The sequence below is a fragment of the Anaerostipes sp. Marseille-Q3525 genome, from assembly GCF_018223505.1.
Classification (GTDB): domain Bacteria; phylum Bacillota; class Clostridia; order Lachnospirales; family Lachnospiraceae; genus Anaerostipes; species Anaerostipes amylophilus.
This window is the reverse complement of sequence record NZ_JAGTTT010000003.1, coordinates 61,063-87,741: the sequence shown is the minus strand read 5'-3', so window position 1 is coordinate 87,741 and position 26,679 is coordinate 61,063. Positions and strand designations below refer to the sequence as shown.

The window sequence follows — 26,679 nt, the reverse complement described above, 5'->3', positions numbered from 1 at the left end:
ATATGCAGACAGCGATACATTTTGAAGGAGATCAGGCATATATATGTGTATCTGATCATGGAAAAATTAAAGAAGAAGAGCCTGTTTCCTATGGAAGATCGAGAGTAGAATTTGTGATTCAGACTGCCAAGGCACAGGAAGAAGGAAAAATCGCAGTTGTTTTTGATGATGCAACAGGAAAGATCGTAAAGGATGCAGAAGAACAATGCATTAGATCTGGATTGCGGCAAGGACAGGTAAACTTCTTTACAAAAGAAGAAGCAGCACTTGGGGTTGTGTTATTTCGAGGAGACAATCTGGCAAAAGGAAACACAGGAATTTTTGACTACACAAGAAAACATTTTGTATATTATGAAGTAAAGAAACAAAAAGATTCAGTGATCGTGGAAGCAAAAGACTACACAGAACGGATCAAACATGCTGTTACAGACCAGGAAAAAGATGCAGCATTTTTAACGATCATCAAACAGGCATTGGCCAGAGGAATTACAACGACGATCTATTTATGTGGAGAAGGATTTGATGGAAACTGGTTTAGTCAGTCAACCAATGCTCTTTGTATCGGAAGACGAGTGTTTATGGGAAAACATCTCTTTGCATCTGGAGCGGCGTATTTGTGTGCAAACAGACAGGGAGAACAAAAAGTTCCGGCAACCGTAAATCATACAACGATCAGTCAGATTGGTCTGGTTGTTCATCATCATGGCAGGGATATGTTCTGCCCACTGATCATGGAGGGAAAACCATGGGAAGAGAGCAGAGGTGAGATGGAAATCTTTGTATCTGGAATCAATGGCTTAAGCTTTGAAGTAAGAAATCGTTCTGGAATGAAAAAAGCATCTATCCGTATGCCGCTTGATGGAATGAAAAAGGATGCAGATATCGTGTATAAATTAAAGATACAGGGAGAATACATAAAAGCAGATCAGTGCAAAATCAAGATCACAGATCTTGGATTTGGAAAGATAAGACCGGCAAGTTATCAGACATGGCAGCAGATCATTTATCTGGAAAGAGGTGATTATAATGAGTAAGATTGTTTTGTGTGAGACAAAACCTGCAAAAACAGCGTATACGATCCATAAGATCAATCGAAGTTTTCAAAGTTATGAAGAACTTTGCTGGCTGTTGGAACATTATCTGATCTTCTTTTTAAGTGAGGGGATTGATCGTTCATTAAAAAATTATTTAAAAGAATATCTGAATCTGGAGATTAAGAGTGAAGATGCAGTCCAGCAGGTAAAAGAAATCATAAATTTTCAGAATTATTTTACAGCAGATGAAAAGATTCAGTTTCAGCAGAAGATAAGGACAACTTACTTATATTCCGCTGCAAAGAAACAAAAGCTTCTGGCAGATATGTACCTGAAACATCATTTATATCTGATGGCACTAACATCTTATCAGAAATTAGAGATGGTCTCAGGAAAATTAAATCCAAATGAACAGATGCATGTATGGTATCACATGGGATTATGCCAGAGTAGAATGTTTTGTTTTGATGAGGCAAAAGAATCTTTTCGCAAAGCATTGATGTTAAAACCAGAAAAACAGATTCAGGAAGCGTATTTTATGATATCTTATCTAAGCGGGGATGAAAAAAGCTTTATCGAAGATGGAAAAGCAGTTTCTTTTGACGAGGAACACTGCAAAACCATATATGAAAACCTCAAAGAATGTGAAAAAGAGATTTTTGAGAAAGAACAGTTTGATAAACTGGCGAAAATAGATTATCATAGAAAGAAGGCAGATAAAAGCATGACCCGCCGGTTAGTAAAAACAACGTTAGGGAAGTGGAAAGATGAATACAAAGCAGAGATTATCTAATGACCTGTTAAATGATGGCGAAATCATCATAGAAAAACGTTTTGTAAAATTGTATGAATCAGAGATTGATAAGATTGATGAACAGATCAGTGATCTTAAGAGACTTGATCAGAAAGATTTTGATGCAAAAGGAGAAGTGGAAGAGAAAGCAAGAGCCTATTACCGGGCATTTGCAAGAGAATTTTATGATGTCTGTGAGGGACGAGTCAGTGATGATGAGTTCTTTGATCTTTGGGAACGCGAAGAAGAATTAAAAACAGGGATCAATTCCATTAATTCGCTGGAAGGAGAACAAAAACAGCTGGAGAAAGAACTTGCACGTGCCAATGAAGAAGAGATTTCCATGGATGGCAGGATTGCGGCAGTTTATGAAAAGAAGAAGAATAAGAAAGCAATATTGATTTCTTTTTGCCTGATGGCTGTTGCGGCAGTTTGTGTGACAGGATTTTATCTGTATCATTTCACAGTGCCAGTCAAGCAGTATGCATGGCAGTTTGCGTGTGCGGGTGTGATCGTGGTATTATTCCTACTAATCTTATTTCAATCACACAAGAAAGTTTCTGACCAGTTAAAGCTGTTAGAGATGATGGTTACTCACAAAGGTCATACAGGAAAACGGCTGGAAGATGATAAAAGAGAGATTGGAAATGATCTTAAATTCTACTATGAGAAATTTGAGAACGTATTTTCATATATTTCCCCAGAACAGTGGAAATTATTTGATTTTTGTGGTAAAGTGTCAGCCAGATTAAGATTTAGCGATGCAATCATTGAAGCGTCCGCTGATCTGGAACAATTATTAGACAAGAACCAATGGAAGACATCTGGATTCTGGATGTATCATCCAAAGGTTTTATATAATCTGATCAAACGAAGGGATTATCTGAATGCATTGAATCAGAGAAAAGATATATGTAGCAAGGAATTGATTCGTCATGAGCAGATTTTAGAAGGAATCGGTGAACAAGCAGATTCCGAAACTATAGAAGGAGTTTAGAGATGAAGAAAGAACTAGAAAAAACCTATGATCCAGGTGCGATTGAAGAACGCCTGTATCAGAAATGGCTGGATAACAAGTATTTCCATGCAGAAGTAGATGAGACAAAACAACCATATACGATCGTGATTCCACCTCCAAATATCACAGGAAAGCTTCATATGGGACATGCGTTAGATGAGACACTTCAGGACATTCTGATCCGATTTAAGAAGATGCAGGGATATAATGCATTATGGATACCAGGAACAGACCATGCAAGTATTGCGACAGAAGTAAAGATCATCAATGCACTGAAAGAAGAAGGAATCGAGAAAGAAGATCTTGGAAGAGAGAAGTTCTTAGAACGTGCCTGGGATTGGAAAGAAGAATATGGTGGAACGATCATCGAACAGATGAAGAAACTTGGATCTTCCTGTGACTGGGATCGTGAGAGATTCACGATGGATGAAGGATGTTCTGAAGCAGTCAAAGAAGTTTTCATTAAATTATATGAAAAAGGTTATATTTACCGTGGATCAAGAATCATCAACTGGTGTCCGGTCTGCCAGACATCTATCTCTGATGCGGAAGTAGAATACGAAGATCAGGCAGGGCATTTCTGGCATATTAAATACCCAGTTGTTGGAAGCGAAGGTGAATATGTAGAAATCGCAACAACACGTCCAGAGACATTATTAGGAGACTCTGCAGTTGCAGTTCATCCAGATGATGAAAGATATACACATTTAGTTGGTAAGATGTTAGAATTGCCATTATGCAACCGTCAGATTCCAGTTGTAGCAGATGAATATGTAGACCGTGAGTTTGGAACAGGTGCCGTTAAGATCACACCAGCACATGATCCAAATGATTTTGAAGTTGGAAAACGCCACGATCTGCCAGAGATCAATATCTTAAATGACGATGCAACGATCAACAAGAATGGTGGTAAATACGAAGGTATGGATCGCTATGAAGCAAGGAAGGCCATTGTTGCTGACTTGGAAGAACAGGGATATTTAGTTAAGATCAAAGAACATGAACATAACGTAGGAACACATGACCGCTGCGGAACAACAGTTGAGCCTATGATCAAGCCACAGTGGTTTGTGAAGATGGAAGAACTCGCAAAACCAGCGATCGAAGCTGTGAAGAACGGAGATCTGAAATTCGTACCAGAACGTTATACAAAGACATATCTTCATTGGTTAGAGAACATCCGTGACTGGTGTATTTCCAGACAGTTATGGTGGGGACACAGAATTCCAGCATATTACTGTGATGAATGTGGAGAAGTTGTCGTAGCAAGAGAAACACCGGAAGTATGTCCTAAGTGTGGATGCAAGCATTTCACACAGGATGAAGATACATTGGATACATGGTTCAGTTCTGCATTGTGGCCTTTCTCAACACTCGGATGGCCAGAGAAGACAAAAGAATTAGATTATTTCTATCCTACAAATACACTGGTAACAGGATATGATATCATCTTCTTCTGGGTAGTCAGAATGGTATTCTCAGGATACGAACAGACAGGAAAGAGTCCATTTGACACAGTACTGATCCATGGATTAGTTCGTGATGAACAGGGACGTAAGATGAGTAAATCCCTTGGAAATGGTATCAATCCATTGGATGTCATTGCACAGTATGGTGCAGATGCCTTAAGATTTACACTGATCACAGGAAATGCCCCTGGAAATGATATGCGTTACACAGAAAAACGTGTCATTGCAAGTCGTAACTTTGCAAACAAGATCTGGAATGCATCTCGTTTCATTATGATGAACTTAGAGCAGGCTGATTTCTCTGATGTTACATTAGAAGATCTTACAAGTGCAGACAAATGGATCTTATCTAAGTTAAATACACTTGCCAAAGATGTTACAGACAACATGGAGAAATACGAACTTGGTATCGCAGTTCAGAAACTAAACGACTTCTTATGGGAAGAATTCTGTGACTGGTATATTGAGATGGTAAAACCTCGTCTGTACAATGATGAAGACCAGACAAAGGCAGCAGCACTTTGGACATTAAATACAGTTTTAACAGAAGCATTAAAACTGTTACATCCATATATGCCATTTATCACAGAAGAGATTTATTGTAATTTAACAGATGAAGAATCTATTATGTTAGCAAAATGGCCAGAGTTCAAAGAAGAATGGAACTTCAAGGCTGATGAGAAGGCTGTAGAGACGATCAAAGAAGCAGTCAGAGGAATCCGTAATGTTCGTGCAGAGATGAACGTATCACCAAAGAAGAAAGCACAGGTTTACGTGGTATCTGAAGATGCGGAGATCAGAGATATTTTTGAACAAGGGAAAGTTTTCTTTGCTACACTTGGATATGCAAGTGAAGTTATCATTCAGGATAACAAAGACGGAATCGGAGACGATGCAGTATCAAGTGTGATCGCAGGAGCTGTGATCTACATGCCATTTGCAGAATTAGTTGACATTGCAAAAGAGAAAGAACGTCTTGCAAAAGAAGAAAAACGTTTAAATGGCGAGATCAAACGTTGCGAAGGAATGCTTGGAAATGAAAGATTCGTAAGCAAAGCGCCTGAAGCGAAAGTTCAGGAAGAAAAAGACAAACTTGCCAAATATCAGCAGATGTTAGAACAGGTCAAAGAACAGATCGCAAGAATTTCATAAAGATCAGAAGTGGATGATAAAACGAGGTTTTGAAAAATGAAATTTACATTAGATTTACACACACATACAGTAGCCAGTGGACATGCGTATTCAACAGTACAGGAGATGGCAAAAGCAGCGGCAGATAAAGGATTGAAACTTTTAGGAATCACAGAACATGCACAAGGAATTCCTGGAACATGCGATGAGATTTATTTCCATAATATGCGTATTATTCCAAGGAAGATGTACGGGATTGATCTGATGTTTGGCTCTGAGATCAACATTATCGATCATGATGGAACTTTAAGTATGGAAGAAGAAATTATTGAGAAGACATTGGATATCCGAATTGCAGGAATCCATCTTCCATGTTATGAAGTTGGAACCGTCACGCAAAATACGAATGCCTATGTAAAAGCGATTGAGAATCCAATGATCGATATTATCAGTCATCCAGATGACAGTAGAATACCGATTGATTATGAAACGATCGTAGATGCGGCAAAAGAAAATCATACACTGTTAGAGATAAATAACAGTTCCTTGGATTCTTTGTCATCAAGAGTTGGAGCATGGCAGAATCTGCAGATCATGATTCAGATGTGTAAAGAGAAGAAGGTGCCAGTAGTCGCAGGGACAGATGCACATTTTTCAAGTGCGGTTGGCGTGTTTGATCATGTGGAAGTCTTATTACAAGAGATGAATTTCCCAGAAGAACTAGTAGTGAATCGCTCTGTAGATGTGTTAAAACAAGAAATTTTACAACATCGTGAAATCCGAAAGATCGGGAGAGATTAAAAATAGAAACATCCATCGAGAATTAAAGTTCAGATGGATGTTTTTTTACTTTATTTTTCAGATAAAATGTAATAAATAATGTCAGCACAATAATTGGCAACATCAGTTTTTGCAGATAAGAAGCTATCTCCTGGAGTAAATTTTGAATAACAATTGTTTTTATCGGCACGAATGATACTCGTAGTATCCACAAATGACTTCATACTTTTATGGATCACAAGATCTTCCATAGGGAGGTAATAATAATTTTTATAATCTTTGAGGTAATGTTTTAGATGACCATTTTCCAAAGGACATGTAAGTATAGCATTTGAATGATCAAGAGTCAGAGATATTCCAGACTTTTCGTAATTGCAGCTGACAGGAATCTGTATATCAAGATTCAGATGAGCAACAAAATGATCATTTTCAATAAAATAGGATGATAAAGTAAATTCTTTATCAAGCAATGCGGGATAAGACATCAACGAATAAATTTTATGTAGACCGATAAGATCTTCGAGGTTATGTAAAAGTAGCGATTCTTTATTCTTGATCTCTCCATTCTCAAGATAATCCTGATAAGTTTTGATAAGTTTTTTTCCAGAAAGTTTGTCGGTTCGTTGAATTCCTAAATATTCTTCCAGATTCTTCTGCCGGAAATTCTTTAATCCCCACAGATTTTTATAAGGTTTTAAAATTTGATAAAGATCAAGATGTTCATACTGATCAAATGATGCATTGATCTTAAACTCCTTGATCTTCGATGTCAAAAAAGGAAGATCAAAGGTTTTGCCATTAAATGTAATCAGTGTATTATAAGGTTGGATAAATGCAAGAAAATCAGTTAAGATCTGTTCCTGAGATAGTCCGTCTTCATTAAACCATTGTGTTACATTTCCATCCATATCACAGCATCCGATCACAGTAATCGCTGAGATATCAGCACTCAATCCAGTTGTTTCTATATCAAAAAATAAAGATTGTTGTATGTTATGTTCCATAAAAATCCTTTCTGTGAACAAGAATCATATCCACAGATTTATTATATCGGCTTTTGATCGGATTTGCAATGAATGGAAAACCAGAGTATGACACTCCATCATATGATCATTTAAGATAAGAACATACGTACGGATTATTTGTGAATTCTGATCCAATAGACTGGACTGTTAAGACATGATAAGGTATAATACGAAACGAATGGAAAAAGACAGAATAAGGAGAAACCAAATTGATTTCATATATAAAAGGAATACTAGAAGATATGTCACCAGGGATGGTGGTTGTGGATAATCATGGGATTGGGTACCAGATGATGGTTCCGATGAGAGGAGAATCTTTTCCTAAGATCGGACAAGAAATCAAGATCTATACCCATATGCATGTAAGAGAAGATGATGTCAGTTTATTTGGCTTTTTATCAAAAGAAGAAAAAGAAGCATTTGAACTTCTGATCGGAGTCAATGGGATCGGACCGAAGGTAGGATTATCTGTATTATCAACGCTGTCCGTTTATGAACTTAAGATGGCAGTGATCAGTGAAGACGTCAAGACAATTTCTAAGACCCCGGGACTTGGACCTAAGGGAGCGAAGAAATTGATCTTAGAATTAAAAGATAAGTTAAGCTTTGAAGAATTAGAAGAAGATGGTGTGGGAGCAGAGATCTTTGATACATCTGCAGACAGCAGTGATTCTGTGATGATCACGATTGAAGGATTAGTAAGTCTTGGATATTCAAAAAGTGAAGCAGCGATCGCAGTTAACAAGGTAGAAGATGCGAAAGATCTCACCCCAGAAGAACTTCTTAAAAAAGCATTGAAGAATATTATGATATAGATAGAGGGTAATTATGCAAAACAGAATGATTTCCACAGAACTTGTGGAAGAAGATATCAAAATTGAAAATCATCTGCGCCCACAAATGTTAAGTGATTACATTGGACAGGAAAAAGTCAAAGAGAATTTAAAAATTTTTATTGAGGCAGCCAAAAGTCGAGGAGAATCTTTAGATCATGTACTGTTTTACGGTCCCCCAGGATTAGGAAAGACAACACTTGCAGGGATCGTAGCAAATGAAATGGGTGTACATTTGAAAGTAACAAGTGGACCAGCGATCGAGAAACCAGGAGAAATCGCGGCAATTCTTAATAATCTGCAGGAAGGAGATGTCTTATTTATTGATGAGATTCACCGTTTAAATCGACAGGTAGAAGAAGTTCTGTATCCAGCAATGGAAGACTATGCCATTGATATATTAGTAGGAAAAGGACAGGCTGCGAGATCGATCCGGCTGGAACTGCCAAGATTTACATTAGTCGGGGCAACGACAAGAGCTGGAATGTTAACAGCACCGTTAAGAGATCGATTTGGAGTTGTAAACCGCTTGAATTTCTATAACAGTGAAGAGTTACAGACGATCATTGAACGGTCTGCAGAAGTCTTAGAGATTGGGATCGATCCAGAGGGTGCATTAGAGATTGCAAGAAGATCCAGAGGGACACCAAGACTTGCCAATCGTTTATTGAAACGTGTGCGAGATTTTGCACAGGTAAAATACGATGGACAGATTACATTAGAGATTGCAAGAGATGCACTGAATCATTTAGAAGTTGATACGATCGGGCTGGATCAGACAGATAGAAATTTATTAAAGACGATGATGGAGACATTTGAAGGAAGACCAGTCGGACTTGATACATTAGCAGCAGCGATCGGAGAAGATTCAGGAACGATCGAAGATGTGTATGAGCCATATCTGATCCAGAACGGATTGATTCAGAGAACACCAAGAGGAAGAGTTGTAACAAGAAGTGCATATGAGCATTTTCATTTACCAATACCAGAGGATAGATAACAGATGAGAACAAAGAACAGACCAATTGAAGTATTAGCTCCAGCTGGTTCCATGGAATGCCTAAAAGCAGCAATTCTAAATGGAGCGGATGCCGTCTATTTAGGTGGAGAGATGTTTGGAGCCAGAGCTTATGCCGGGAATTTTAATAAGGAAGAACTATTAGAAGCAATCGATTACGTACATTTGTATGGTAAAAAATTATTTCTTACAGTCAATACTTTGATGAAAGAAGAAGAACTTCCATTACTGCCGGGATTTTTAAGACCTTTTTATGAGCAAGGACTGGATGCGGTGATTGTACAGGATTTGGGAGCTGTATCCGTGATCCGAAAATACTTTCCGAAACTTGAGATTCATGCGAGCACCCAGATGACGATCACAGGGGTTCATGGAGCAAGGATCGCAAAGAAAATGGGTGCAAAACGAGTTGTTCCAGCAAGGGAATTATCTTTGAAAGAGATTCAGGAGATTAAGGATGATACAGGACTTGACATGGAATGTTTTGTTCACGGAGCATTATGCTACTGCTATTCAGGACAGTGTTTTATGAGTAGTATGTTAGGTGGAAGAAGTGGAAATCGTGGGCGATGTGCAGGAACATGCCGTCTGCCATTTTATCTTGACGGGACAAAGAATACAAAGAATGCGTATCCATTAAGTTTGAAAGATTTATGTACCATTGAACATTTACCAGAGATTTTAGATCATGGAGTGGATTCCTTAAAGATTGAAGGACGCATGAAAGGTCCAAGATATGTCGGGGAAGTCACAAGAATCTACCGCAAATACGTAGATCTTTATCTTTCAGAAAAACCATATAAAGTAGAATCCGAGGATCTGAAGATCTTGATGGAAGTATTTAACCGTGGGGGATTTACTGGCGGATATTATAAAGAATATCATGGAAAAGATATGATGAGTATGAAACGGCCAGATCATCAGGGGTTATATGTTGGGAAGATCAGCAAACTTATGAAAGGTAAGATTTCTTTTACGGCCCAAGAAGATATCCACAAAGGAGATGCTTTGCAGATCCGTATCAATTCAGAAGAAAAAGTAGAACTTACCAGTCCCTCTGAATTTAAAGCAGGCAGCAAGGTTGTTTTAAATGGACAGAAAATGAAGAAACTTCATGAAGGCATGGAAATTAAAAGAACCTTGAATCATCCAATGATCGAACGGATTGATGAAGGATTAAAGCAGAAAAAGAAAGAAAATCTTAAGGGAAAAATCATAATTCAGAAAGATCAGTGTGCTAAACTCATTCTCAAAGACGGAGAAGATCACGTAGAAGTAATTGGTCCAGTGATCGAAGAAGCGAAGAAAAATGGTGCCATGCCAGCAGATATTGAGAAGCTTCTTAAGAAAACAGGACAGACCCACTATACATTTGAAGAATTAGAAGTTGATCTTGGAGAGAACTTGTTCGTACCAGGTTCTGTGCTCAAGAAACTAAGAAAAGAAGCATTTGCACAGATGGATCAGACAAAGATTTTAAAATACAGAAGAACTTACGAAGATCCAGTCAAAGAAAATGATGTAGCAAGCAGTCAGGAACAGGAAGACAGCAAGATACAGATTGCAGTTTCTATGGAGAACCTTGAGTATCTGGATATTGTAACAGAAGACAGGGAAGTAATGAAGATCTATCTTTCATGGATGGAACTCAAACAGCAGGAGGATCCACAATCTATCCTGAATAAAATAAAGACTGCAGGAAAACAGTGTTATCTGATGCTTCCACAGATTGCAAGAAAACGTCAGATGGAAGAATTAAAGGCAAAGAAAGATCTTATATTTACAAATGAAATTGATGGGCTGCTCGTACGCAATTTAGAAGAATTTTCATGGTTGATCGAAGAGGGATATCAAAAGGAAATGATCGCGGATTACATGTTTTATGGATATAACAAAGAGGCTGTCAAAGAATATCAAAGATTATCAGGTATTCAAATTCGAATGACGTATCCATCGGAATTAAACAAAAAAGAGATGGAACAGTTAGAACTTCTGAATGCGGACCTGTTCCTCTATGGTTATCAGCCATTGATGGTGTCTGCACAATGCGTGAAGAATAATCTTCGAGGATGTGATAAGACTCCATCTTGGCTGACATTAAAGGATCGTTACAATGCAAACTTCTTCGTTCACACAAGTTGTTGTGACTGCATCAATGAGATTTATAATGGAAAACCATTGTGGGTTGGAAATGAAGCAGGAATTCTTAATGATCTTCATCCATCCGTGATCCGTTTTCATATTACAAGAGAAAATGAGGTGCAGGTCAAGGAGATTTTAAATGCAGCGAAATCTATACAGAAAGGGGAAAGAGCTTCTCTTGCCACAGAATATACGACAGGGCATTTAAAGAGGGAAGTTTTATAAAACCATATGATAGACATTATTATTACGATAGCAAAATATCTGATCATCATTATGTGTCTGATCTATACACTGTCATGTTATACAGTATTTCGTCCAAAGAATAGAGATAGAAAGGAAGACCTGTTAGACAATCAGGTCATCTATATGTTTGTATTTTTGTTCTTATGTTACACGGTACTGTTTTTGCAGAAATTTGAATTAAAGATCTTGATCTTTTTTGCGGCACAAGTGATCTTTTTCGAGATTTTGATGATCGTATTTCCGAGAATCTATAAAAGATGTTCAAGACCGCTGATCAATAACACCTGTTTTTTGTTAGGAGTTGGGTTTGTGATCTTAACAAGATTATCATTTGATCTGGCAATGAAACAGTTTGCGATCGCGGCAGGAAGTGTGATCGTGACAAGTTTTATTCCATTGATGATGCATAAGATCACGATCTGGAATAAATTTGGATGGCTTTATGCAGTGGTAGGATTTTTACTGTTGTCTACAGTATTCGTGTTTGGCATCAACAAGTATGGGGCGTATAACTGGGTCAGCATTGCGGGACTTAAATTTCAGCCTTCTGAATTTGTAAAGATCATCTTTGTGTTCTTTGTTGCAGCACTGCTTTCTAAGGCAAAGGAATTTAAAGATCTGGTAAAGATCACAGTGATCGCAGCACTTTATGTATTAGTGCTTGTTGTTGAGAAGGACTTAGGTGGAGCGTTACTTTATTTTGTGATCTATCTGATGATGCTTTATGTTGCAACTGCAAAAGCAAGTTACTTATTTGGCGGTTTGGCAGCAGGATCTGTGGCTGCTATTATCGCAGATAAGATCTTTACTCATGTACAGATCCGTGTAGCGGTATGGAAAGATCCGTTTTCCATGATCGAAGGAAGAGGACTTCAGGTCTGTCAATCCTTATTTGCTATTGGAACTGGAAGCTGGTTTGGAATGGGGCTTGGAAACGGACGGCCGTTTGATATTCCGGTCAGGGAATCAGACTTTATCTTTTCTGTGATCTGTGAAGAATTTGGTGTGATCTTTGGAATCTGCCTGATTTTCGTTTTAATGAGCAGTTTTATCCTCTTTATGGATATTTCCACAAGAAGCAGAAAATTGTTTAACAAATTGTTATGCCTTGGATTCGGAGTTTGTTTCTTATTCCAGGTATTCTTAAGTATCGGTGGTGTGACAAAATTCATTCCATCCACTGGAGTTACGATTCCACTCGTAAGTTATGGAGGAACCTCTGTGATCAGTACTTTGATCATTTTTAATATCATACAAGGATTACATATGTTAGCAGATAGCGAGGAAGAAGAATATGAGCATATTAAGGCACAAGAATCAGAAAAACAATATACAAGACAAAACAACCGAAAGAATCAATAAGATAAAGAAGAAAAAGAAAAAAAGAGCAAATCGCCAGATTCTGCAGATTACTTATATATTTGTTGTATCATTTTTGGCATTGATCGCTTATATTGCACATTTTGTTGCGGTAGATAGTAAAAATGTGATCACGAATGCACATAACCGGAGATTACAGTCTATGGCAGAGAAAGTAGTACGAGGAAAGATCATCAGTAGTGATGGAAAAGTGCTGGCACAGACACTTACTGAAAATGGATCAGAGATCAGAGATTATCCTTATGGCAGAATGTTTGCACATGTTGTAGGATATAACGATAAAGGAAAGTCAGGACTGGAATCTGTATGTAACTTTGATCTATTAAAATCGGATGCGAACTTGATGACACAGATCACAAGTAGCTTAAAAGGTGAGAAAAGTATAGGGGATAATGTATACACAACATTAAATACCAAAGTTCAGAAAGCAGCATATTATGCCTTGCAGGGACAAAAGGGAGCGGTTGTTGCGATGGATCCAGAGACAGGAAAGATCTACGCAATGGTATCCAAACCAGATTACAGACCAGCTTACGTCAAAGAAAACTGGACAGAATTAAATACAAGCAAGAATTCTTTGTTGTTAAACCGTGCAACGCAAGGATTATATCCGCCAGGATCAACATTTAAAGTTGTGACGGCATTAGAATATATGAGAGAACATAAAAACACATATAAGAATTTCAAATACCATTGTACTGGATATACAACGGTTGGAACTTTAAAGATTCATTGTTATGGAGGAGAAGCACATGGAACGGTGAATCTTGAACAGGCAATCGAGAAATCCTGTAACTGTGCGTTTGTGCATATGTCAGAAGAGATCAACAAAGGAAAACTCGCAAGTCTTGCAGGAAATCTGATGTATAATTCGAAAGTTCCGATCAATCTTCTTGCAAACAGCAGTCGTTTTGTTCTTGATAAGAAATCAGGAACTAATGAGATGGCACACACTTCGATCGGACAAGGTCAGACTTTGATCACACCACTTGAAAATGCGATGGTCATGTCTGCGATCGCCAATGATGGAGTTGTGATGCAGCCATATCTGGTAGAGAATGTCAAAAATATTGACGGTGGAGTGATCAAGGAAACAAAAGCATCAAAACTATCAGAACCTTTAGAGGCATCGGAATGTGAGACATTAAAGAAAATGTTGAGAAAAGTTGTCACAAAGGGAACTGGAACAAGAGCTTATTCTTCACACTATAATGTATATGGAAAGACAGGATCAGCAGAATATAACAGCGCGAAAGATTCCCACGCATGGTTTATCGGATGTGCCGAAAGAGGCGGGAAAAAGATCGTAGTCAGTGTTCTTGTAGAGGGTGGAGATTCTGGAGGACGAGTTGCGGCGCCAATCGCAGATAAAGTATTTCATGCATTTTTAGATTGATGTTTTCAAAAGAGTAAAACAGATAGCAGTTGAAATCAGTTCACAATCCATGTATAATATTTGTCAGAGAAAGACACACATACTTAGGCGAATAAGATCGTTTAAGAGACAGGAGGTTGTAACTGGTGACAAAAGCAACGAGCTGTGGTGGTGTCGTAATATTTAGAGGAAAGATTTTGCTGTTATACAAAAGTTATAAGAACCGATATGATGGCTGGGTACTTCCGAAAGGTACTGTTGAGCAAGGAGAGACTCACGAGCAGACAGCACTTCGTGAGGTAAAGGAAGAGACAGACGCGGACGCATCAATTATCAAGTATGTAGGGAAAAGTGAATATTCTTTCTATTCATTTCATGAACAGATCATAAAGAGTGTACACTGGTACTTGATGGAATCCGAGAACTATCACTCAAAACCTCAGAAGGAAGAGTTTTTTGTAGACTCAGGGTATTACAAATTTCACGAGGCTTACCACTTATTGAAATTTCCTAATGAGAAAGAGATCTTAAAACAAGCATATGATGAATATAAAAAGTTGAGATCTGCGAATCGTTGGGGTAAGAAAACAAGATAAATGAAGGAAAATCAGAGATATGATCAGAAGATATTTCTGGTTTTCTTTTTTTAAAAAACATATACAGCAAAGAAATTATGTATAAATCTAAGTATCTGCCACTAAACTATAACAAACAGGTTTGAGGTGGATGCATGCAGAAATGGAAAGTGATACTGCTCGTTGCAGCAATACTCGTTCAAAGCTTTCATTGTCCAGTCATGGCAAGAGAGGCAAGATTTTTAGAAACAGCAGCACCAGTACTTGATCTTTCAGCAAAATCAGCAGTAGTTATGGAACAGGAAAGCAAGGAAATCTTATTTGCGAAAGATAAGGATAAAGAACTTGCACCAGCTAGTGTAACGAAAATAATGTCCTTGCTGCTTATTTTTGAAGACTTAAAGCAAGGTAAGATCAAACTTACAGATACGGTTACAGTCAGTGAATATGCAGCATCTATGGGCGGCTCTCAGGTGTTTTTAGAAACAGGAGAGAAGCAGCAGGTACAAACATTGATCAAATGTGTTGTGATCTCAAGTGCGAATGATGCAGTTGTTGCATTGGCAGAGCATGTCTGCGGAAGTGAGGAAGCGTTCGTATCAAGGATGAACAAAAAAGCCAGAGAGCTTGGGATGAAACATACGACATTTCAAAATGCCTGCGGGCTTGATGCAAAAGGACATGTGACAAGTGCATATGATATTGCGTTGATGACGAGAGAACTTGCACAAAGATATCCAGAAGTTTTTAAATATACAAAGATCTGGATGGATACGATCATACATAAAACGAAAAAAGGTGAGAAAGAATTTGGTTTAAGTAACACAAACAAACTGATCCGCCACTACAATGGATGTACAGGAATGAAGACTGGAAGTACAGGGAAAGCAGGATTTTGTCTAAGTGCAACTGCAACAAGAAATAAGATTCATATGATTGCGGTAGTGATGGGGTGTGAAAGCTCTAAAGCAAGGATCAAAGATGCAAGAACTCTTTTGGACTATGGATTTTCAAACTGCCAGCGGATACACAGCGAAACTACAAGAAAAGAAATCGGAAGGATTCCAGTACAAAAGGGTCAGAGATCAGAAGTATCTTGCCAGGAAAAGGTGACTGCTGATCTGATTGATATTAAAACACAGAAGGGAAAGATCGTGAAAAAGATCAAGATAGATTCTGTGAAAGCACCAGTGAAGAAAGGACAGAAGATTGGTGAGATTCAATATAGCAAAGGTAATATTATGATCCATAAAGAAAAGATCCTGGCACAAGAAACAATAAATAAGGCAGATTTTTTGACACAGATTAAAAAAATTTCCACTCAATATTTCTTGATTTTAAGCCATTTTTTGTAATAAGTCCACAAAATTTCTTCACGATGGAAAATGAAAGAATTAAATTTTCCCTTGACGCTCTATATAATGAACTCATGAAGCAAAGAAACACAGATTCAAAGGAGGATTATAATGAGCGAATCTTGGTTAAATCTTGAAGGAAAAACAGTCATCGTAACTGGTGGAGCATCTGGAATCGGAAAAGCAGTTGCACAGGGATTCTTAAATGCAGGATCTAACGTAGTCATTTCTGATATGGCATCTGAAGCACCAGAGATGGACGAAGCAGCAGGAAAATTACTGTATGTGAAAACAGATGTTACAAAAGTAGCAGATGTTGAAGCAATGGTAGAAAAAGCCAAAGAAACATTCGGAACGATCGACGTATTAGTAAACAATGCCGGAATCAACATCCCTCGTTTGTTAGTAGATCCAAAAGATCCAAAAGGACAGTATGAATTAGATGAAGCAGTATGGGATAAAGTTTGTAACGTAAACTTAAAAGGTGTATTCTTCTGTGCGCAGGCCGTTGGACGTGTGCTTGTTGAAAAAGGTGAAGGAGTTATCATTAACATGTCTTCTGAAAGTGGTCTGGAAGGATCTGAAGGACAGAGCGTTTACGCAGCAACAAAGAACGCTGTAAACTCTTTAACAAGATCTTGGGCAAAAGAACTTGGAAAACAGGGAGTCAGAGTTGTCGGAGTAGCACCTGGAATCATGGAAGCTACAGGACTTCGTACAATTGCTTATGAATCAGCATTAGCATATACAAGAGGAATCACAGTAGATGACTTAAGAGCTGGATATTCTAAAACATCTACAATTCCACTAGGAAGATCTGGTAAATTATCAGAAGTTGCAGATCTGTGTGTATATCTTGCAAGTCAGAGAGCTTCTTATGTTCATGGAGTTACAGTGAACGTAGCAGGAGGAAAAACAAGAGGTTAAAAACAATTAACCTGTATCAATAGAAAAGAGGATCAATATGAAACAGCTTTTTAACAATGAAAACAGAATCGCAGTTATTTTAAAGAATATCGAAATGCAATCTGTTTGCAGTGTAGAAAGCCTCGCGGCAAAGCTTAATGTGTCGCAAAAAACGATCCGCAATGACATTAAGGAATTGAATTGCCTGCTTGGAGGATACGCATGTATCAGTAATAACAAGGGAACATGTAAACTGATCGTATTTGCACCGAAAGGTTTTACAGAAATCCGCAATAAGATATATAAGCAGGAAGACCTTTTTAATTCTAGTCATACAAGAATGGCATATATGTTCTGGCAGCTGATGCATGCCGAGGAACCATACCTTACCGATGATCTTTCTGAGGAGATGAAGGTTGCCAGAACAACAACGATCAGTGATCTGAACCGATTAAGAAAGGCGATTGAGAAATACGACCTGAAGATCAAAGGGAAAGCGAATACAGGACTGGCTCTTTGTGGCGATGAGTTTAAGATTCGCCTGTTTATCTTAGAGAATATTTATGAACAACTGTATTTGAACTTCCCGCTTGGACAGACAATTCGTGAAAAACTATATGATTTTCAGGAAAGATTATCAATGGATGCACTGGGATTCGGTTTCTTTTACAGATTCTTCGTTGTGATGATCCAGAGAATAGAAAGTGGACATACGATCAAAAAGCTGGAGCTGAAATATGAAGAATTATACGAAAGTTCAGCATATATGATCGTGGATGAGTTCCTTAATGAAATTGAACAGGTCAAAGGATATAAGATATCCAAAGAAGAGCGATTGTTTTTAAGTATATCTGTAGCAGGAATGAGAACACCGACAAATACAGCAGAGATCGAGCAAAAGATCAGTATTTCGGAAGGTGTTGCAGATCTTATCATTGAAATTTTAGATCGGATCAAAGCAGAACTTAATGTAACAGTTGTAGCAAATGAATTATTTGATGATTTTGTCTATCACGTATTTTTTATGATCAATCGGCTAAAATATGGCTTCCATATTTATAATCCGATGGTTGATGATTTCAAGAACAAATACAGTGTAGCCTATAAGATGGCGGAGATTGCAAAAGGTGTTTTGGAAGAACGCATAGGAATCGAAATGACAGAAGATGAGATGGGATTTCTGGCTGCTTATTTTGGAGTGTTTTTATTAGAGCAGGAACCAGAAGAGAAACGATGCAAGATCGCGATCGTTTGCGGATCTGGAAAGATCATCGGACGTCTGATCGAGAATCAGTTAAAGAAAGTCTTTGATGTAGAACCGGAATTTGAATTTTTCTATGGTATCTTCGATGAAAATCGCAAAGATGATTTTGATTATATTGTTACGACGACAGAATTACATATGGATACGAAAACCCCGATTGTTTTTATGGATGAAGTATTCGATAGAGAATATATTCAACGTAAATTTGAAAATATGAGATATCTTTCTGAAGCAGGACGAACGATCCGAAAGGGAATAGATTCTTTGTTTATGAATTTATTAGATGAAACGAGATTTTTTGTTCTGGATCAAGAAAGTTCATATGATGAGAATGTTGATCGGATGGCAAGGGCACTTACCAATCAGGGAGAACTTGATGCAGGATTTGCCCAGAGAGTGAGAGAACGTGAAAAATATTCAACCATGGTTCTTGACCAGAATATTGCGTTTCCACATACAAAGAATATGCTGTCAAAATTAACATTGGCAATGGGTGTGTTTCCAGATATGTTAAAAAATGATAAATACGGAAATATCCGGATCATTATTTTACTTGGAATCCCTGAATCAATGGAAGATGACACAGTACTTGTCCGATTATATGATGATATTTTGTCGATCGGCAAGAAACCGGATGTCATTCCAAAGATCCAGAAAATGGAAAGCTACAGAGAATTTCTTCTCTATATTGCAGAAGAAAATAATATATTTGAGTAAACGAAAAGGAGGAAGACGATGTCATTTATGGTCATAGCTGTGGCGATGCTTGCAGCATTTTGTCTGCAGTTTTTATTTCAGATGGTGCAGATGAAAAGTTTTAATAAATTTTATACAAAACTTCGAAAAAAAGGCCGGGTTGCCATAGGAAAGGCAAAAGGCGGTTTTCATGCAGGTGCGATCGTTATGTTTGCGATCGATCAGGATGGAGTGATCATAGATGGTTGCTTTATGAGAGGATTTACAATGCTTGCACGATTTAAAACCTGGGATTTCTTTAATGGAATTGATGTTGGAACGATTAAAAAAGATGATTGTGCAACGATCGGTGTATCCTTAAGAAGAGCAGTGCTTAATGCTTCCTCAAATTACAACACGATTATGAGTGGAGGCGAAGTCTTAGAAAAGCCGAGTCTGTTTACAAGAATTGGAGACAAGATTTACGGTGTCAATAAGAAAAAAGCCTGAAATGAAAGGAGAATTATATGAATATCATTATTAAAGGTGCATCAGGATTCATGGGATTGTTTGATACAGGTGCAGAAACATTTGTAAGCTGGGTGTCAGGAATCGTACCAAAGGTATTATTACTGTTAATCTTAATGAATACGATCATCGCCCTGATTGGACAGGAAAGAGTTAATAAATTTGCTAAATTATGTTCAGGAAACGTAATCCTTGCATATGGAGTATTACCATTTATTTCAGCATTTATGTTAGGAAACCCAATGGCATTATCAATGGGTAAATTCCTTCCAGAAAGAATGAAACCAAGCTATTATGCATCAGCTTCTTATCATTGCCATACAAACAGTGGAATTTTCTCTCATATTAACCCAGGTGAAATCTTTATCTACCTTGGAATTGCACAGGGTGTTCAGAAAGCTGGATTTGATATGACAGAATTAGGTCTTCGTTATATGTTAGTTGGTCTTGTTATGAACTTCTTCTCAGGATGGGTAACAGACTTTACAACAAAGATGGTTATGAAACAGCAGGGAATCGAATTAAGTAACGAATTGAAATAAGATGGATTTACGAGTATAATTAGGAGGAAAAACTATGTCAGAATATAGAGCGATTACGATCACACAGGGAAGCGGTGGATTTGGTGGTCCATTAACAGTAGAACCTAAAGAAGGAAAAGATGTATTATTATATATCACAGGTGGTGGAGCAGAACCTGATATCTTACCTAAAATCGTAGAATTAACAGGATGCCGCCCAGTTAACGGATTTAAGACATCTGTTCCAGAAGAAGAGATCTTCCTTGTGATCATTGACTGTGGTGGAACACTTCGTTGTGGAATTTATCCACAGAAGAGAATTCCAACAATCAATATCAACCCAGTTGGAAAATCTGGACCAATGGCAAAATATATCACAGAAGATATTTATGTATCTGGTGTTAAAAATGATAACATTGCATTGGCAGATGGATCTGCAGCACCGATTTCAGAAGCAGCACCTGCAAAAGAAGAAAAAGACTTCAAATACAGCGCAGATAAGAAAGTATCTGAAACAATGGGAAGCTCATCAAAATCAAGCTTGATCCAGAGAATTGGTATGGGAGCTGGTAAAGTCGTTGCTACTTTCAATAGTGCAGCGAAAGAATCTACAAACACAGTACTTCATACGATCATTCCATTCATGGGATTCGTATCATTGCTGATCGGTATCATTCAGGGATCTGGATTCGGTAACTGGTTTGCTAAATTATTACAGCCATTATGTGGAAATATCATTGGACTTGTAATCTTAGGATTTATTTGTTCTATTCCATTCTTAAGCTGTCTGCTTGGACCTGGAGCTGTAATTGCTCAGATCGTCGGAACATTGATCGGTGTAGAAATTGGTAAAGGAAACATTGAACCAAGCCTTGCACTTCCAGCATTATTTGCAATCAATACACAGTGTGCTTGTGACTTCGTTCCAGTAGGACTTGGACTTGCAGAAGCAGATCCTGAAACAGTAGAAGTTGGTGTACCAGCTGTACTGTACTCAAGATTTATCACTGGTGTACCTCGAGTTATCGTTGGTTACTTAGCAAGCTTTGGATTATATGCAGCAAAATAAAAATAATTATTAGCGAGAAAGGAAAGTAGTATTATGTATCAGGTAACGATTAAAGGAAAAGGAGCTATGGTAGACGCATTTAGAGAAGAAGGGATCTTCGTTACATTTGGTGATAACGCACCAGATACTCTGAAAGATTTCTGCTATTCCATCGATGTAAATCCAGTAGATGGAGAAGTAACTCCTGGATGTAAACTTGTAATTGACGGTAAAGAATTCAAGATTGTAAAAGTTGGAGAAGTTGCCAACGAGAATCTGAAGAATTTAGGACATGTTACATATAACTTCGGTGGAGAAGACGCTGAGTGTCTTCCAGGAACTATCTGCATGGAAAAGGCCGAGCTTCCAGCACTTGATATCGGAAGCACGATCGCAATCGTAAAATAAGGCTGCTTTCCAGACAGTAATATTATAATGAGAAAAAGAGGATGTCAGAATCTGGGCATTCTCTTTTTTTGTACAATATTCCTAAAGATGTTGTGCTATGGGTTGTTTTTTTTTGTTATATCTAGTAAAATAGGAAAAAGACATTTACGAATCAGAAGATGGATTGGGAAACAGAGAGAAGGAGTGTTTATGATTCCTTTATGGATATGGATCATAGCAGTGCTGTTGGTTGTGGGGATTGCCGTGGCAGTGCTTTTAAGCAGTTATGAAAATAAGAGATTGACAGTTGAATATTACGAAATAGAGTCAGAAAAGATTCCAGAAGCATTTGATGGATATCGGATCGTGTTTTTAACAGATCTGCATTGTGCACAGTTTGGAGAGAATAATCAGGAATTGATCGAACGAATTGATGAATGCAGACCGGATATGATCCTGGTTGGAGGAGATATGGTAATAAGCCGCGAATCTTCGAATGAGGAAGTGCCGCTTGCACTGATGAAAGAGTTATCTGCAAAGTATCCGATCTATTATGCGGATGGAAACCACGAACTGAAACTTGCAAGGAATGAAGAAATCTTTGGTGTGCGGTATAAAGATTATGTTCATAGTCTGAAAGAGTATAATATACATCACATTTCGAATGAAACGATCGTAATTCAGTCAGAGACTGGATTTATTTCTTTAACTGCGTTTGATCTTGAGAAGAAATATTATCAGAGATTTCATGTACCGCGCATGCCGCTTTCTCATATGGAATCTGTGGTAGGAAGTTCTCCAGGAAACATTTTTCATATTTTATTAGCACATAACCCAAACTATTTAAAAACATATGCAGATTGGGGCAGTGATCTTGTCTTAGCTGGTCATTTCCATGGAGGAATGGTAAGAATTCCGAAATTTGGAGGTGTGATCTCACCGCAATTTCAGATTTTTCCAAAATACGATGCAGGAGAGTTTCATGAGGGAGAGACAACGATGATCTTAAGCCGTGGACTTGGAAACCATTCCATCAAATTAAGATTGTTTAATAAACCAGAGATTTCATGCATTGAATTAAAGAAGAGAGACTGATTTATGGGAATAGATATTAAGGTAAATGCATTTGAAGGACCATTAGATCTTCTGTTGCATCTGATCGAGAAGAATAAAGTGGATATTTATGATATTCCAATCTCTGAGATCACAAGCCAGTATCTTGATTATATCCGCTCTATGGAAGAGGAAGATCTTGATGTGATGAGTGACTTTCTCGTTATGGCAGCCACATTATTAAAGATCAAGGCGAAGATGTTGCTTCCAGTGAAGGAAGAAGAGGAAGAAGAAGGAGATCCGAGAGAAGAACTTGTAAGAAGACTGATTGAATATAAGATTTATAAATATGCCTCTTTACAGTTGAAAGAACGAGAGATGACGGCAGAGAAGAGTTTTTTTAGATCACCAGATATTCCACCGCAAGTACTTGCATACAGAGAAGAGATCGATCCTGTGCAGATGTTATCAGAGGTAACTTTACAGAGGATTTCTGAAGTTTTTCAGTTTGTGATGAGAAAACGACAGGATAAGTTAGATCCGATCCGAAGCGAATTTGGGGAGATCAAGCAGGAAGAGATCAAATTAGAAGATAAGATCACGGAAGTGTATAATTATATTATACAATATAAAGAAGTGAACTTTTATGACCTTCTAAACGAACAGGATACAAAAGAAGCAGTGATCGTCACATTTCTGGCGGTTCTTGAATTGATGAAGACAGGAAAGATTTACGTTCAACAGGAAAATATCGAAGATGATATTTTTATACGGGTACTGGAGTAATGAATTTATGAAGAATAAACTTGCAGCGATCGAAGGAATTTTATTTTCGATGGGAACAAGTGTGACAAGGCGGCAGCTGATGGAGGCACTTGAGATAGATGATGAACAGTTTGATGAGTTGATCAAACTGTTACAGACAGAATATGACAAAGAAGAGAGAGGGATCCGGTTATTGGAACTGGATGATGCTTATCAGCTTTGTACCAAAACAGAATATTATGGATCATTGATAAGGATTGTGAACCATCCAAAGAAACCAAGGCTTACGGATGTAATGCTTGAGACTTTATCGATCATTGCTTATAAGCAGCCAGTAACGAAACAAGAGATTGAAGCGATCCGAGGTGTGAAATGCGATCATCCGATCAACAAGCTGTTAGAATACCGGCTGATCAAAGAGGCTGGACGGCTGGATGCGATCGGGCGTCCGATCTTGTTCCGTACGACAGAAGAATTTTTGAGATGTTTTGGAGTAAAATCAACAGATGATCTTCCAGTTGTTGGAGAAGAACAGGTGGAAGATTTTAAAATACAGGCTCAGGAAGAAGTGAAATATACACTAGATGAGACTAATCTGGAAGAAGAGATGGAGGAGATGTAGTATGGGTAAAATGACAGGAAATGAATTTCTGGTAAAGGCATTACAGGAAGAAGGCGTAGAGAAGATCTTTGGATATCCGGGTGCGTGTGTCATTGATATTTTTGATGAAATCTATAAGCAGGATCAAGTAGAACTGATTCTTCCAAGACATGAGCAGGGGTTGATCCATGCGGCAGATGGATATGCAAGAGCTACAGGAAAAGTTGGTGTCTGTCTAGCAACAAGTGGACCAGGTGCCACAAACCTTGTTACAGGAATAGCAACAGCGAATTATGACAGTGTGCCATTGGTGTGTTTTACAGGACAGGTTGCCACAAATCTGATCGGTAATGATACATTTCAGGAGATCGATATTGTCGGAGTTACAAGAAATATCGCGAAATTTGTTATAGTTGTCCGTAAAAGAGAGGATTTGAATCGCCTGATCAAAGAGGCATTTTATATTGCAAGAACAGGGAAACCGGGACCAGTCTTATTAGATCTTCCAAAAGATGTGATGGCAGAATTAGGAAGTGATGAATATCCAGAGGAAGTCAATATCCGTGGATATAAACCAAACACGAAACCACATCATGGACAGATTCTTCGTGCAATGAATATGATCTATGATGCGAAACGTCCATTATTCTTAATTGGTGGAGGTGCGAAGATCGCAGGGGCACAAGAAGAGATGTGCAAATTAATGGAAACATTAAAGGTTCCAGTTGTTACAACGATCATGGGACGAGGAATCGTACCAACAAATCATGAATTATATTATGGAAATATTGGAATGCATGGAAATTATGCTGCAAATCAGGCAGTAAATGATTGTGACCTGTTGATTTCCATTGGAACAAGATTTAATGACCGAATTACAGGAAAACTTGGAACATTTGCATCGGATGCCAAGATCATTCATATTGATATTGATACAGCGGCAATCTCTAAGAACGTTACAGTTGATGTGCCATTGGTAGGAGATGCAAAAGAAGCCATCGCATTAATGTTGTCTATTGCAGAAAAAGAAGAACCATGTAAAGTAGATGAATGGCTGTTAAAAATGAATGAATGGCATGAACAAAAGCCATTAGTAATGGAAGAAAAAGAAAAATTAGTTCCAAAACAGGTCATTGATGCGATCAATGAGTACTTTGATGAACCAATTGTTACAACAGACGTTGGACAGAATCAGATGTGGACGACACAGTTCTTACAACTATATGGAAGACGACAGATGCTGACATCTGGTGGTCTCGGAACGATGGGTTATGGTCTTCCAGCAGCAATTGGTGCAGCAATTGGTAATCCAGGAAGAGAAGTTGTTTGTGTATCTGGAGATGGTGGATTTCAGATGAATTCCCAGGAGATCGCGACAGCTGTGATTCAGGAACTTCCTATTACAATCTGTATTTTAAATAATGGGTATCTTGGAATGGTGAGACAGTGGCAGGATCTCTTCTATGATAAAGCATATGCAGGTACATGTTTAAGAAGAAGAAAGAGTTGTGAACATCATTGTGATGGAGATTTTTCAAAATGTCCGCCATATACACCAGATTTTGTAAAACTTGCTGAAAGTTATGGAGCACAGGGGATCAGAGTCTTTAAGAAAGAAGAAATTATCCCAGCATTTGAGAAAGCAAAAGCGAAAACAGATGGGCCAACGATCATTGAATTTATCATTGAGAATGAAGAACTTGTTATGCCAATGGTGAAACCAAATGGATCTATCACAGATCTGATCATGGAACGTGGAGAAGAATAGGAGGAATGAAAATGGATAATCAGATGGAAAGAAGATGGCTTTCCTTGTTCGTAGAAAACCGTGCTGGTGTTCTTGCAAGAATTTCCGGACTATTCTCTGGAAAAGCCTACAATATACACAGTCTTACAGTTGGAGAAACAGAAGATCCAACAATGTCTCGTATGACGATCTGTATTGATGCAGATGAAAAGACATTTGAACAGGTCAAGAAACAGTTAAATCGAAGCGTGGAAGTTATTAAAGTCATTGACTATACAGATACATCGATTCGAACAAAGGAAATCATGTTTATCAAAGTGAAAAGTCTTACGGAGAAGCAGATGGCAGAGATCTTCCAGATGGCAGAAGTGTTCCGTTTCCTGATCAAGGATATGGGAAAAGACAGCTTATTAATAGAAGCAATTCGTACAGAGACAAAGAATGATTCTATTTTAAAGGTGTTTAAAGAACGTTATACAAATATTGAAGTAGTCAGAGGTGGTCCGGTAGCGATCGATTGTATCAGCATGCAGGATCGTTAATGATCAGAAGACAATAATATAGAAGAGAAAAGAGAGTTTGGTGTTTTAACGCACACACCAAGCTCTCTTTTTTGCGTGTACAGAAATAAGTTTTTAAAAAATATGGGGATTTTTCATAGGAATAAAAAGTTTTTTCTTTCAATGAAAAAATACAGGGATGTGTTAAGTTAGACATGGTGAAAGTGAAGTAAATTTAACAAAAAATTAATTTATAAAGATTATAAATATACTCATATTGTAAAAATTGTTATTTTTTTCACGAAAAAATCAGGATTATTTCATATAAAATACAAGAAAGCTATCGATTCGGTGAGAATGTGTTATAAGTTATGTCGGATTGTGTTAAAAAAAATACAATCCGACAAGGACATTGTATACATCAAAAAAACACGTATTTATGCGGTTTTTGGCACTTTGCACAATTTATTGAAAATCTTTTTAAAAAATAGCAATTGAAAATGAGAAAAG

General features: G+C 37.8%; 24 protein-coding genes. 23 read left to right on the top strand and 1 reads right to left on the bottom strand.

All coding sequences use genetic code 11. The features are described 5' to 3' along the window. The first annotated feature begins 2 nt into the window (after positions 1-2). The 5 genes from KE503_RS02685 to KE503_RS02665 are packed head-to-tail and all read left to right on the top strand — an operon-like array spanning position 3 to position 6,246. Positions 3-1,034 carry a DUF5716 family protein gene (locus KE503_RS02685; RefSeq protein ID WP_212384414.1) on the top strand — a complete coding sequence of 344 codons (1,032 nt, stop codon included), beginning with the start codon at positions 3-5 and terminating at the stop codon, positions 1,032-1,034. Next, positions 1,027-1,827: a tetratricopeptide repeat protein gene (locus KE503_RS02680; RefSeq protein ID WP_055196798.1), complete on the top strand. Its 801-nt coding sequence runs from the start codon at positions 1,027-1,029 to the stop codon at positions 1,825-1,827. The genes KE503_RS02685 and KE503_RS02680 overlap by 8 nt, the downstream gene beginning before the upstream one ends. Then, positions 1,802-2,824 (top strand): hypothetical protein, encoded by a 1,023-nt coding sequence (locus tag KE503_RS02675; RefSeq protein WP_212384413.1) that lies wholly within the window; start codon positions 1,802-1,804, stop codon positions 2,822-2,824. The genes KE503_RS02680 and KE503_RS02675 overlap by 26 nt, the downstream gene beginning before the upstream one ends. Before the next feature lie 2 nt (positions 2,825-2,826). Beyond that, positions 2,827-5,466, top strand: a complete 2,640-nt coding sequence (locus tag KE503_RS02670) for a valine--tRNA ligase (RefSeq protein ID WP_117944625.1) — start codon at positions 2,827-2,829, stop codon at positions 5,464-5,466. Positions 5,467-5,502: 36 nt separating this feature from the next. After that, complete coding sequence (locus KE503_RS02665) at positions 5,503-6,246, top strand: phosphatase (RefSeq protein WP_055196803.1); 744 nt, start codon at positions 5,503-5,505, stop codon at positions 6,244-6,246. A 50-nt stretch (positions 6,247-6,296) separates the two neighbouring features. Here KE503_RS02665 and KE503_RS02660 read toward each other — a convergent pair whose 3' ends face one another. Next, the gene (locus KE503_RS02660) at positions 6,297-7,229 is read right to left on the bottom strand and encodes a ribonuclease H-like domain-containing protein (RefSeq protein ID WP_055196805.1); all 933 of its coding nucleotides are present in this window, start codon (positions 7,227-7,229) and stop codon (positions 6,297-6,299) included. A gap of 230 nt (positions 7,230-7,459) precedes the next feature. Between KE503_RS02660 and ruvA the strand changes: the two genes are divergently transcribed. The 18 genes from ruvA to ilvN all read left to right on the top strand — a co-directional run bounded on the left by ruvA (position 7,460) and on the right by ilvN (position 26,211). Continuing rightward, positions 7,460-8,065: a Holliday junction branch migration protein RuvA gene (gene ruvA, locus KE503_RS02655; protein WP_009263937.1), complete on the top strand. Its 606-nt coding sequence runs from the start codon at positions 7,460-7,462 to the stop codon at positions 8,063-8,065. A gap of 13 nt (positions 8,066-8,078) precedes the next feature. Then, the gene (gene ruvB, locus KE503_RS02650) at positions 8,079-9,083 is read left to right on the top strand and encodes a Holliday junction branch migration DNA helicase RuvB (protein WP_008392602.1); all 1,005 of its coding nucleotides are present in this window, start codon (positions 8,079-8,081) and stop codon (positions 9,081-9,083) included. Positions 9,084-9,086: 3 nt separating this feature from the next. Continuing rightward, a complete protein-coding gene (locus KE503_RS02645; RefSeq protein ID WP_212384412.1) occupies positions 9,087-11,468 on the top strand; it encodes a U32 family peptidase in 2,382 nt (793 codons plus the stop codon). 6 nt (positions 11,469-11,474) lie between these two features. After that, entirely contained in the window at positions 11,475-12,851 is a 1,377-nt protein-coding gene (locus tag KE503_RS02640) for an FtsW/RodA/SpoVE family cell cycle protein (protein WP_212384411.1), read from the top strand. Beyond that, a complete protein-coding gene (locus KE503_RS02635) occupies positions 12,784-14,265 on the top strand; it encodes a peptidoglycan D,D-transpeptidase FtsI family protein (protein ID WP_212384410.1) in 1,482 nt (493 codons plus the stop codon). The genes KE503_RS02640 and KE503_RS02635 overlap by 68 nt, the downstream gene beginning before the upstream one ends. A 125-nt stretch (positions 14,266-14,390) precedes the next feature. Then, positions 14,391-14,840, top strand: a complete 450-nt coding sequence (locus KE503_RS02630; RefSeq protein ID WP_008392597.1) for an NUDIX hydrolase — start codon at positions 14,391-14,393, stop codon at positions 14,838-14,840. Positions 14,841-14,974: 134 nt separating this feature from the next. After that, on the top strand, positions 14,975-16,174 hold the full coding sequence (locus KE503_RS02625) for a D-alanyl-D-alanine carboxypeptidase family protein (protein WP_212384409.1): 1,200 nt from the start codon (positions 14,975-14,977) through the stop codon (positions 16,172-16,174). A gap of 111 nt (positions 16,175-16,285) precedes the next feature. After that, positions 16,286-17,101, top strand: a complete 816-nt coding sequence (locus tag KE503_RS02620) for an SDR family oxidoreductase (RefSeq protein ID WP_212384408.1) — start codon at positions 16,286-16,288, stop codon at positions 17,099-17,101. A 37-nt stretch (positions 17,102-17,138) separates the two neighbouring features. Next, positions 17,139-19,061, top strand: a complete 1,923-nt coding sequence (locus KE503_RS02615) for a BglG family transcription antiterminator (RefSeq protein WP_212384407.1) — start codon at positions 17,139-17,141, stop codon at positions 19,059-19,061. Positions 19,062-19,079: 18 nt separating this feature from the next. Further along, on the top strand, positions 19,080-19,529 hold the full coding sequence (locus KE503_RS02610) for a transcriptional regulator GutM (protein ID WP_249182941.1): 450 nt from the start codon (positions 19,080-19,082) through the stop codon (positions 19,527-19,529). A gap of 17 nt (positions 19,530-19,546) precedes the next feature. Next, positions 19,547-20,089 carry a PTS glucitol/sorbitol transporter subunit IIC gene (gene srlA, locus KE503_RS02605; RefSeq protein ID WP_008392590.1) on the top strand — a complete coding sequence of 181 codons (543 nt, stop codon included), beginning with the start codon at positions 19,547-19,549 and terminating at the stop codon, positions 20,087-20,089. A gap of 34 nt (positions 20,090-20,123) precedes the next feature. Beyond that, a complete protein-coding gene (gene srlE / locus KE503_RS02600) occupies positions 20,124-21,137 on the top strand; it encodes a PTS glucitol/sorbitol transporter subunit IIB (RefSeq protein ID WP_009204505.1) in 1,014 nt (337 codons plus the stop codon). Between the two features lie 33 nt (positions 21,138-21,170). Beyond that, on the top strand, positions 21,171-21,524 hold the full coding sequence (locus KE503_RS02595) for a PTS glucitol/sorbitol transporter subunit IIA (RefSeq protein WP_008392588.1): 354 nt from the start codon (positions 21,171-21,173) through the stop codon (positions 21,522-21,524). 189 nt (positions 21,525-21,713) lie between these two features. Beyond that, a complete protein-coding gene (locus tag KE503_RS02590) occupies positions 21,714-22,598 on the top strand; it encodes a metallophosphoesterase (RefSeq protein ID WP_070099282.1) in 885 nt (294 codons plus the stop codon). 3 nt (positions 22,599-22,601) lie between these two features. Then, a complete protein-coding gene (locus KE503_RS02585) occupies positions 22,602-23,342 on the top strand; it encodes a segregation and condensation protein A (protein WP_212384405.1) in 741 nt (246 codons plus the stop codon). 7 nt (positions 23,343-23,349) lie between these two features. After that, positions 23,350-23,943, top strand: a complete 594-nt coding sequence (scpB, locus tag KE503_RS02580) for an SMC-Scp complex subunit ScpB (protein WP_117944638.1) — start codon at positions 23,350-23,352, stop codon at positions 23,941-23,943. Position 23,944: 1 nt separating this feature from the next. Further along, a complete protein-coding gene (ilvB, locus tag KE503_RS02575) occupies positions 23,945-25,690 on the top strand; it encodes a biosynthetic-type acetolactate synthase large subunit (protein WP_212384404.1) in 1,746 nt (581 codons plus the stop codon). Between the two features lie 11 nt (positions 25,691-25,701). Beyond that, positions 25,702-26,211, top strand: coding sequence for an acetolactate synthase small subunit (ilvN, locus tag KE503_RS02570; protein WP_015530385.1), 510 nt, complete (start codon positions 25,702-25,704; stop codon positions 26,209-26,211). The last annotated feature ends 468 nt before the right edge of the window (positions 26,212-26,679 follow it).

Bases quoted from the DNA above. Each gene is read 5' to 3' on its own strand.
- KE503_RS02685 (WP_212384414.1), top strand. From the start codon at position 3: ATGCAGACAGCGATACATTTTGAAGGAGATCAGGCATATATATGTGTA.
- KE503_RS02680 (WP_055196798.1), top strand. From the start codon at position 1,027: ATGAGTAAGATTGTTTTGTGTGAGACAAAACCTGCAAAAACAGCGTAT.
- KE503_RS02675 (WP_212384413.1), top strand. From the start codon at position 1,802: ATGAATACAAAGCAGAGATTATCTAATGACCTGTTAAATGATGGCGAA.
- KE503_RS02670 (WP_117944625.1), top strand. From the start codon at position 2,827: ATGAAGAAAGAACTAGAAAAAACCTATGATCCAGGTGCGATTGAAGAA.
- KE503_RS02665 (WP_055196803.1), top strand. From the start codon at position 5,503: ATGAAATTTACATTAGATTTACACACACATACAGTAGCCAGTGGACAT.
- KE503_RS02660 (WP_055196805.1), bottom strand. From the start codon at position 7,229: ATGGAACATAACATACAACAATCTTTATTTTTTGATATAGAAACAACT.
- ruvB (WP_008392602.1), top strand. From the start codon at position 8,079: ATGCAAAACAGAATGATTTCCACAGAACTTGTGGAAGAAGATATCAAA.
- KE503_RS02645 (WP_212384412.1), top strand. From the start codon at position 9,087: ATGAGAACAAAGAACAGACCAATTGAAGTATTAGCTCCAGCTGGTTCC.
- KE503_RS02640 (WP_212384411.1), top strand. From the start codon at position 11,475: ATGATAGACATTATTATTACGATAGCAAAATATCTGATCATCATTATG.
- KE503_RS02635 (WP_212384410.1), top strand. From the start codon at position 12,784: ATGAGCATATTAAGGCACAAGAATCAGAAAAACAATATACAAGACAAA.
- KE503_RS02625 (WP_212384409.1), top strand. From the start codon at position 14,975: ATGCAGAAATGGAAAGTGATACTGCTCGTTGCAGCAATACTCGTTCAA.
- KE503_RS02620 (WP_212384408.1), top strand. From the start codon at position 16,286: ATGAGCGAATCTTGGTTAAATCTTGAAGGAAAAACAGTCATCGTAACT.
- KE503_RS02615 (WP_212384407.1), top strand. From the start codon at position 17,139: ATGAAACAGCTTTTTAACAATGAAAACAGAATCGCAGTTATTTTAAAG.
- KE503_RS02610 (WP_249182941.1), top strand. From the start codon at position 19,080: ATGTCATTTATGGTCATAGCTGTGGCGATGCTTGCAGCATTTTGTCTG.
- srlA (WP_008392590.1), top strand. From the start codon at position 19,547: ATGAATATCATTATTAAAGGTGCATCAGGATTCATGGGATTGTTTGAT.
- srlE (WP_009204505.1), top strand. From the start codon at position 20,124: ATGTCAGAATATAGAGCGATTACGATCACACAGGGAAGCGGTGGATTT.
- KE503_RS02595 (WP_008392588.1), top strand. From the start codon at position 21,171: ATGTATCAGGTAACGATTAAAGGAAAAGGAGCTATGGTAGACGCATTT.
- KE503_RS02590 (WP_070099282.1), top strand. From the start codon at position 21,714: ATGATTCCTTTATGGATATGGATCATAGCAGTGCTGTTGGTTGTGGGG.
- KE503_RS02585 (WP_212384405.1), top strand. From the start codon at position 22,602: ATGGGAATAGATATTAAGGTAAATGCATTTGAAGGACCATTAGATCTT.
- scpB (WP_117944638.1), top strand. From the start codon at position 23,350: ATGAAGAATAAACTTGCAGCGATCGAAGGAATTTTATTTTCGATGGGA.
- ilvB (WP_212384404.1), top strand. From the start codon at position 23,945: ATGGGTAAAATGACAGGAAATGAATTTCTGGTAAAGGCATTACAGGAA.
- ilvN (WP_015530385.1), top strand. From the start codon at position 25,702: ATGGATAATCAGATGGAAAGAAGATGGCTTTCCTTGTTCGTAGAAAAC.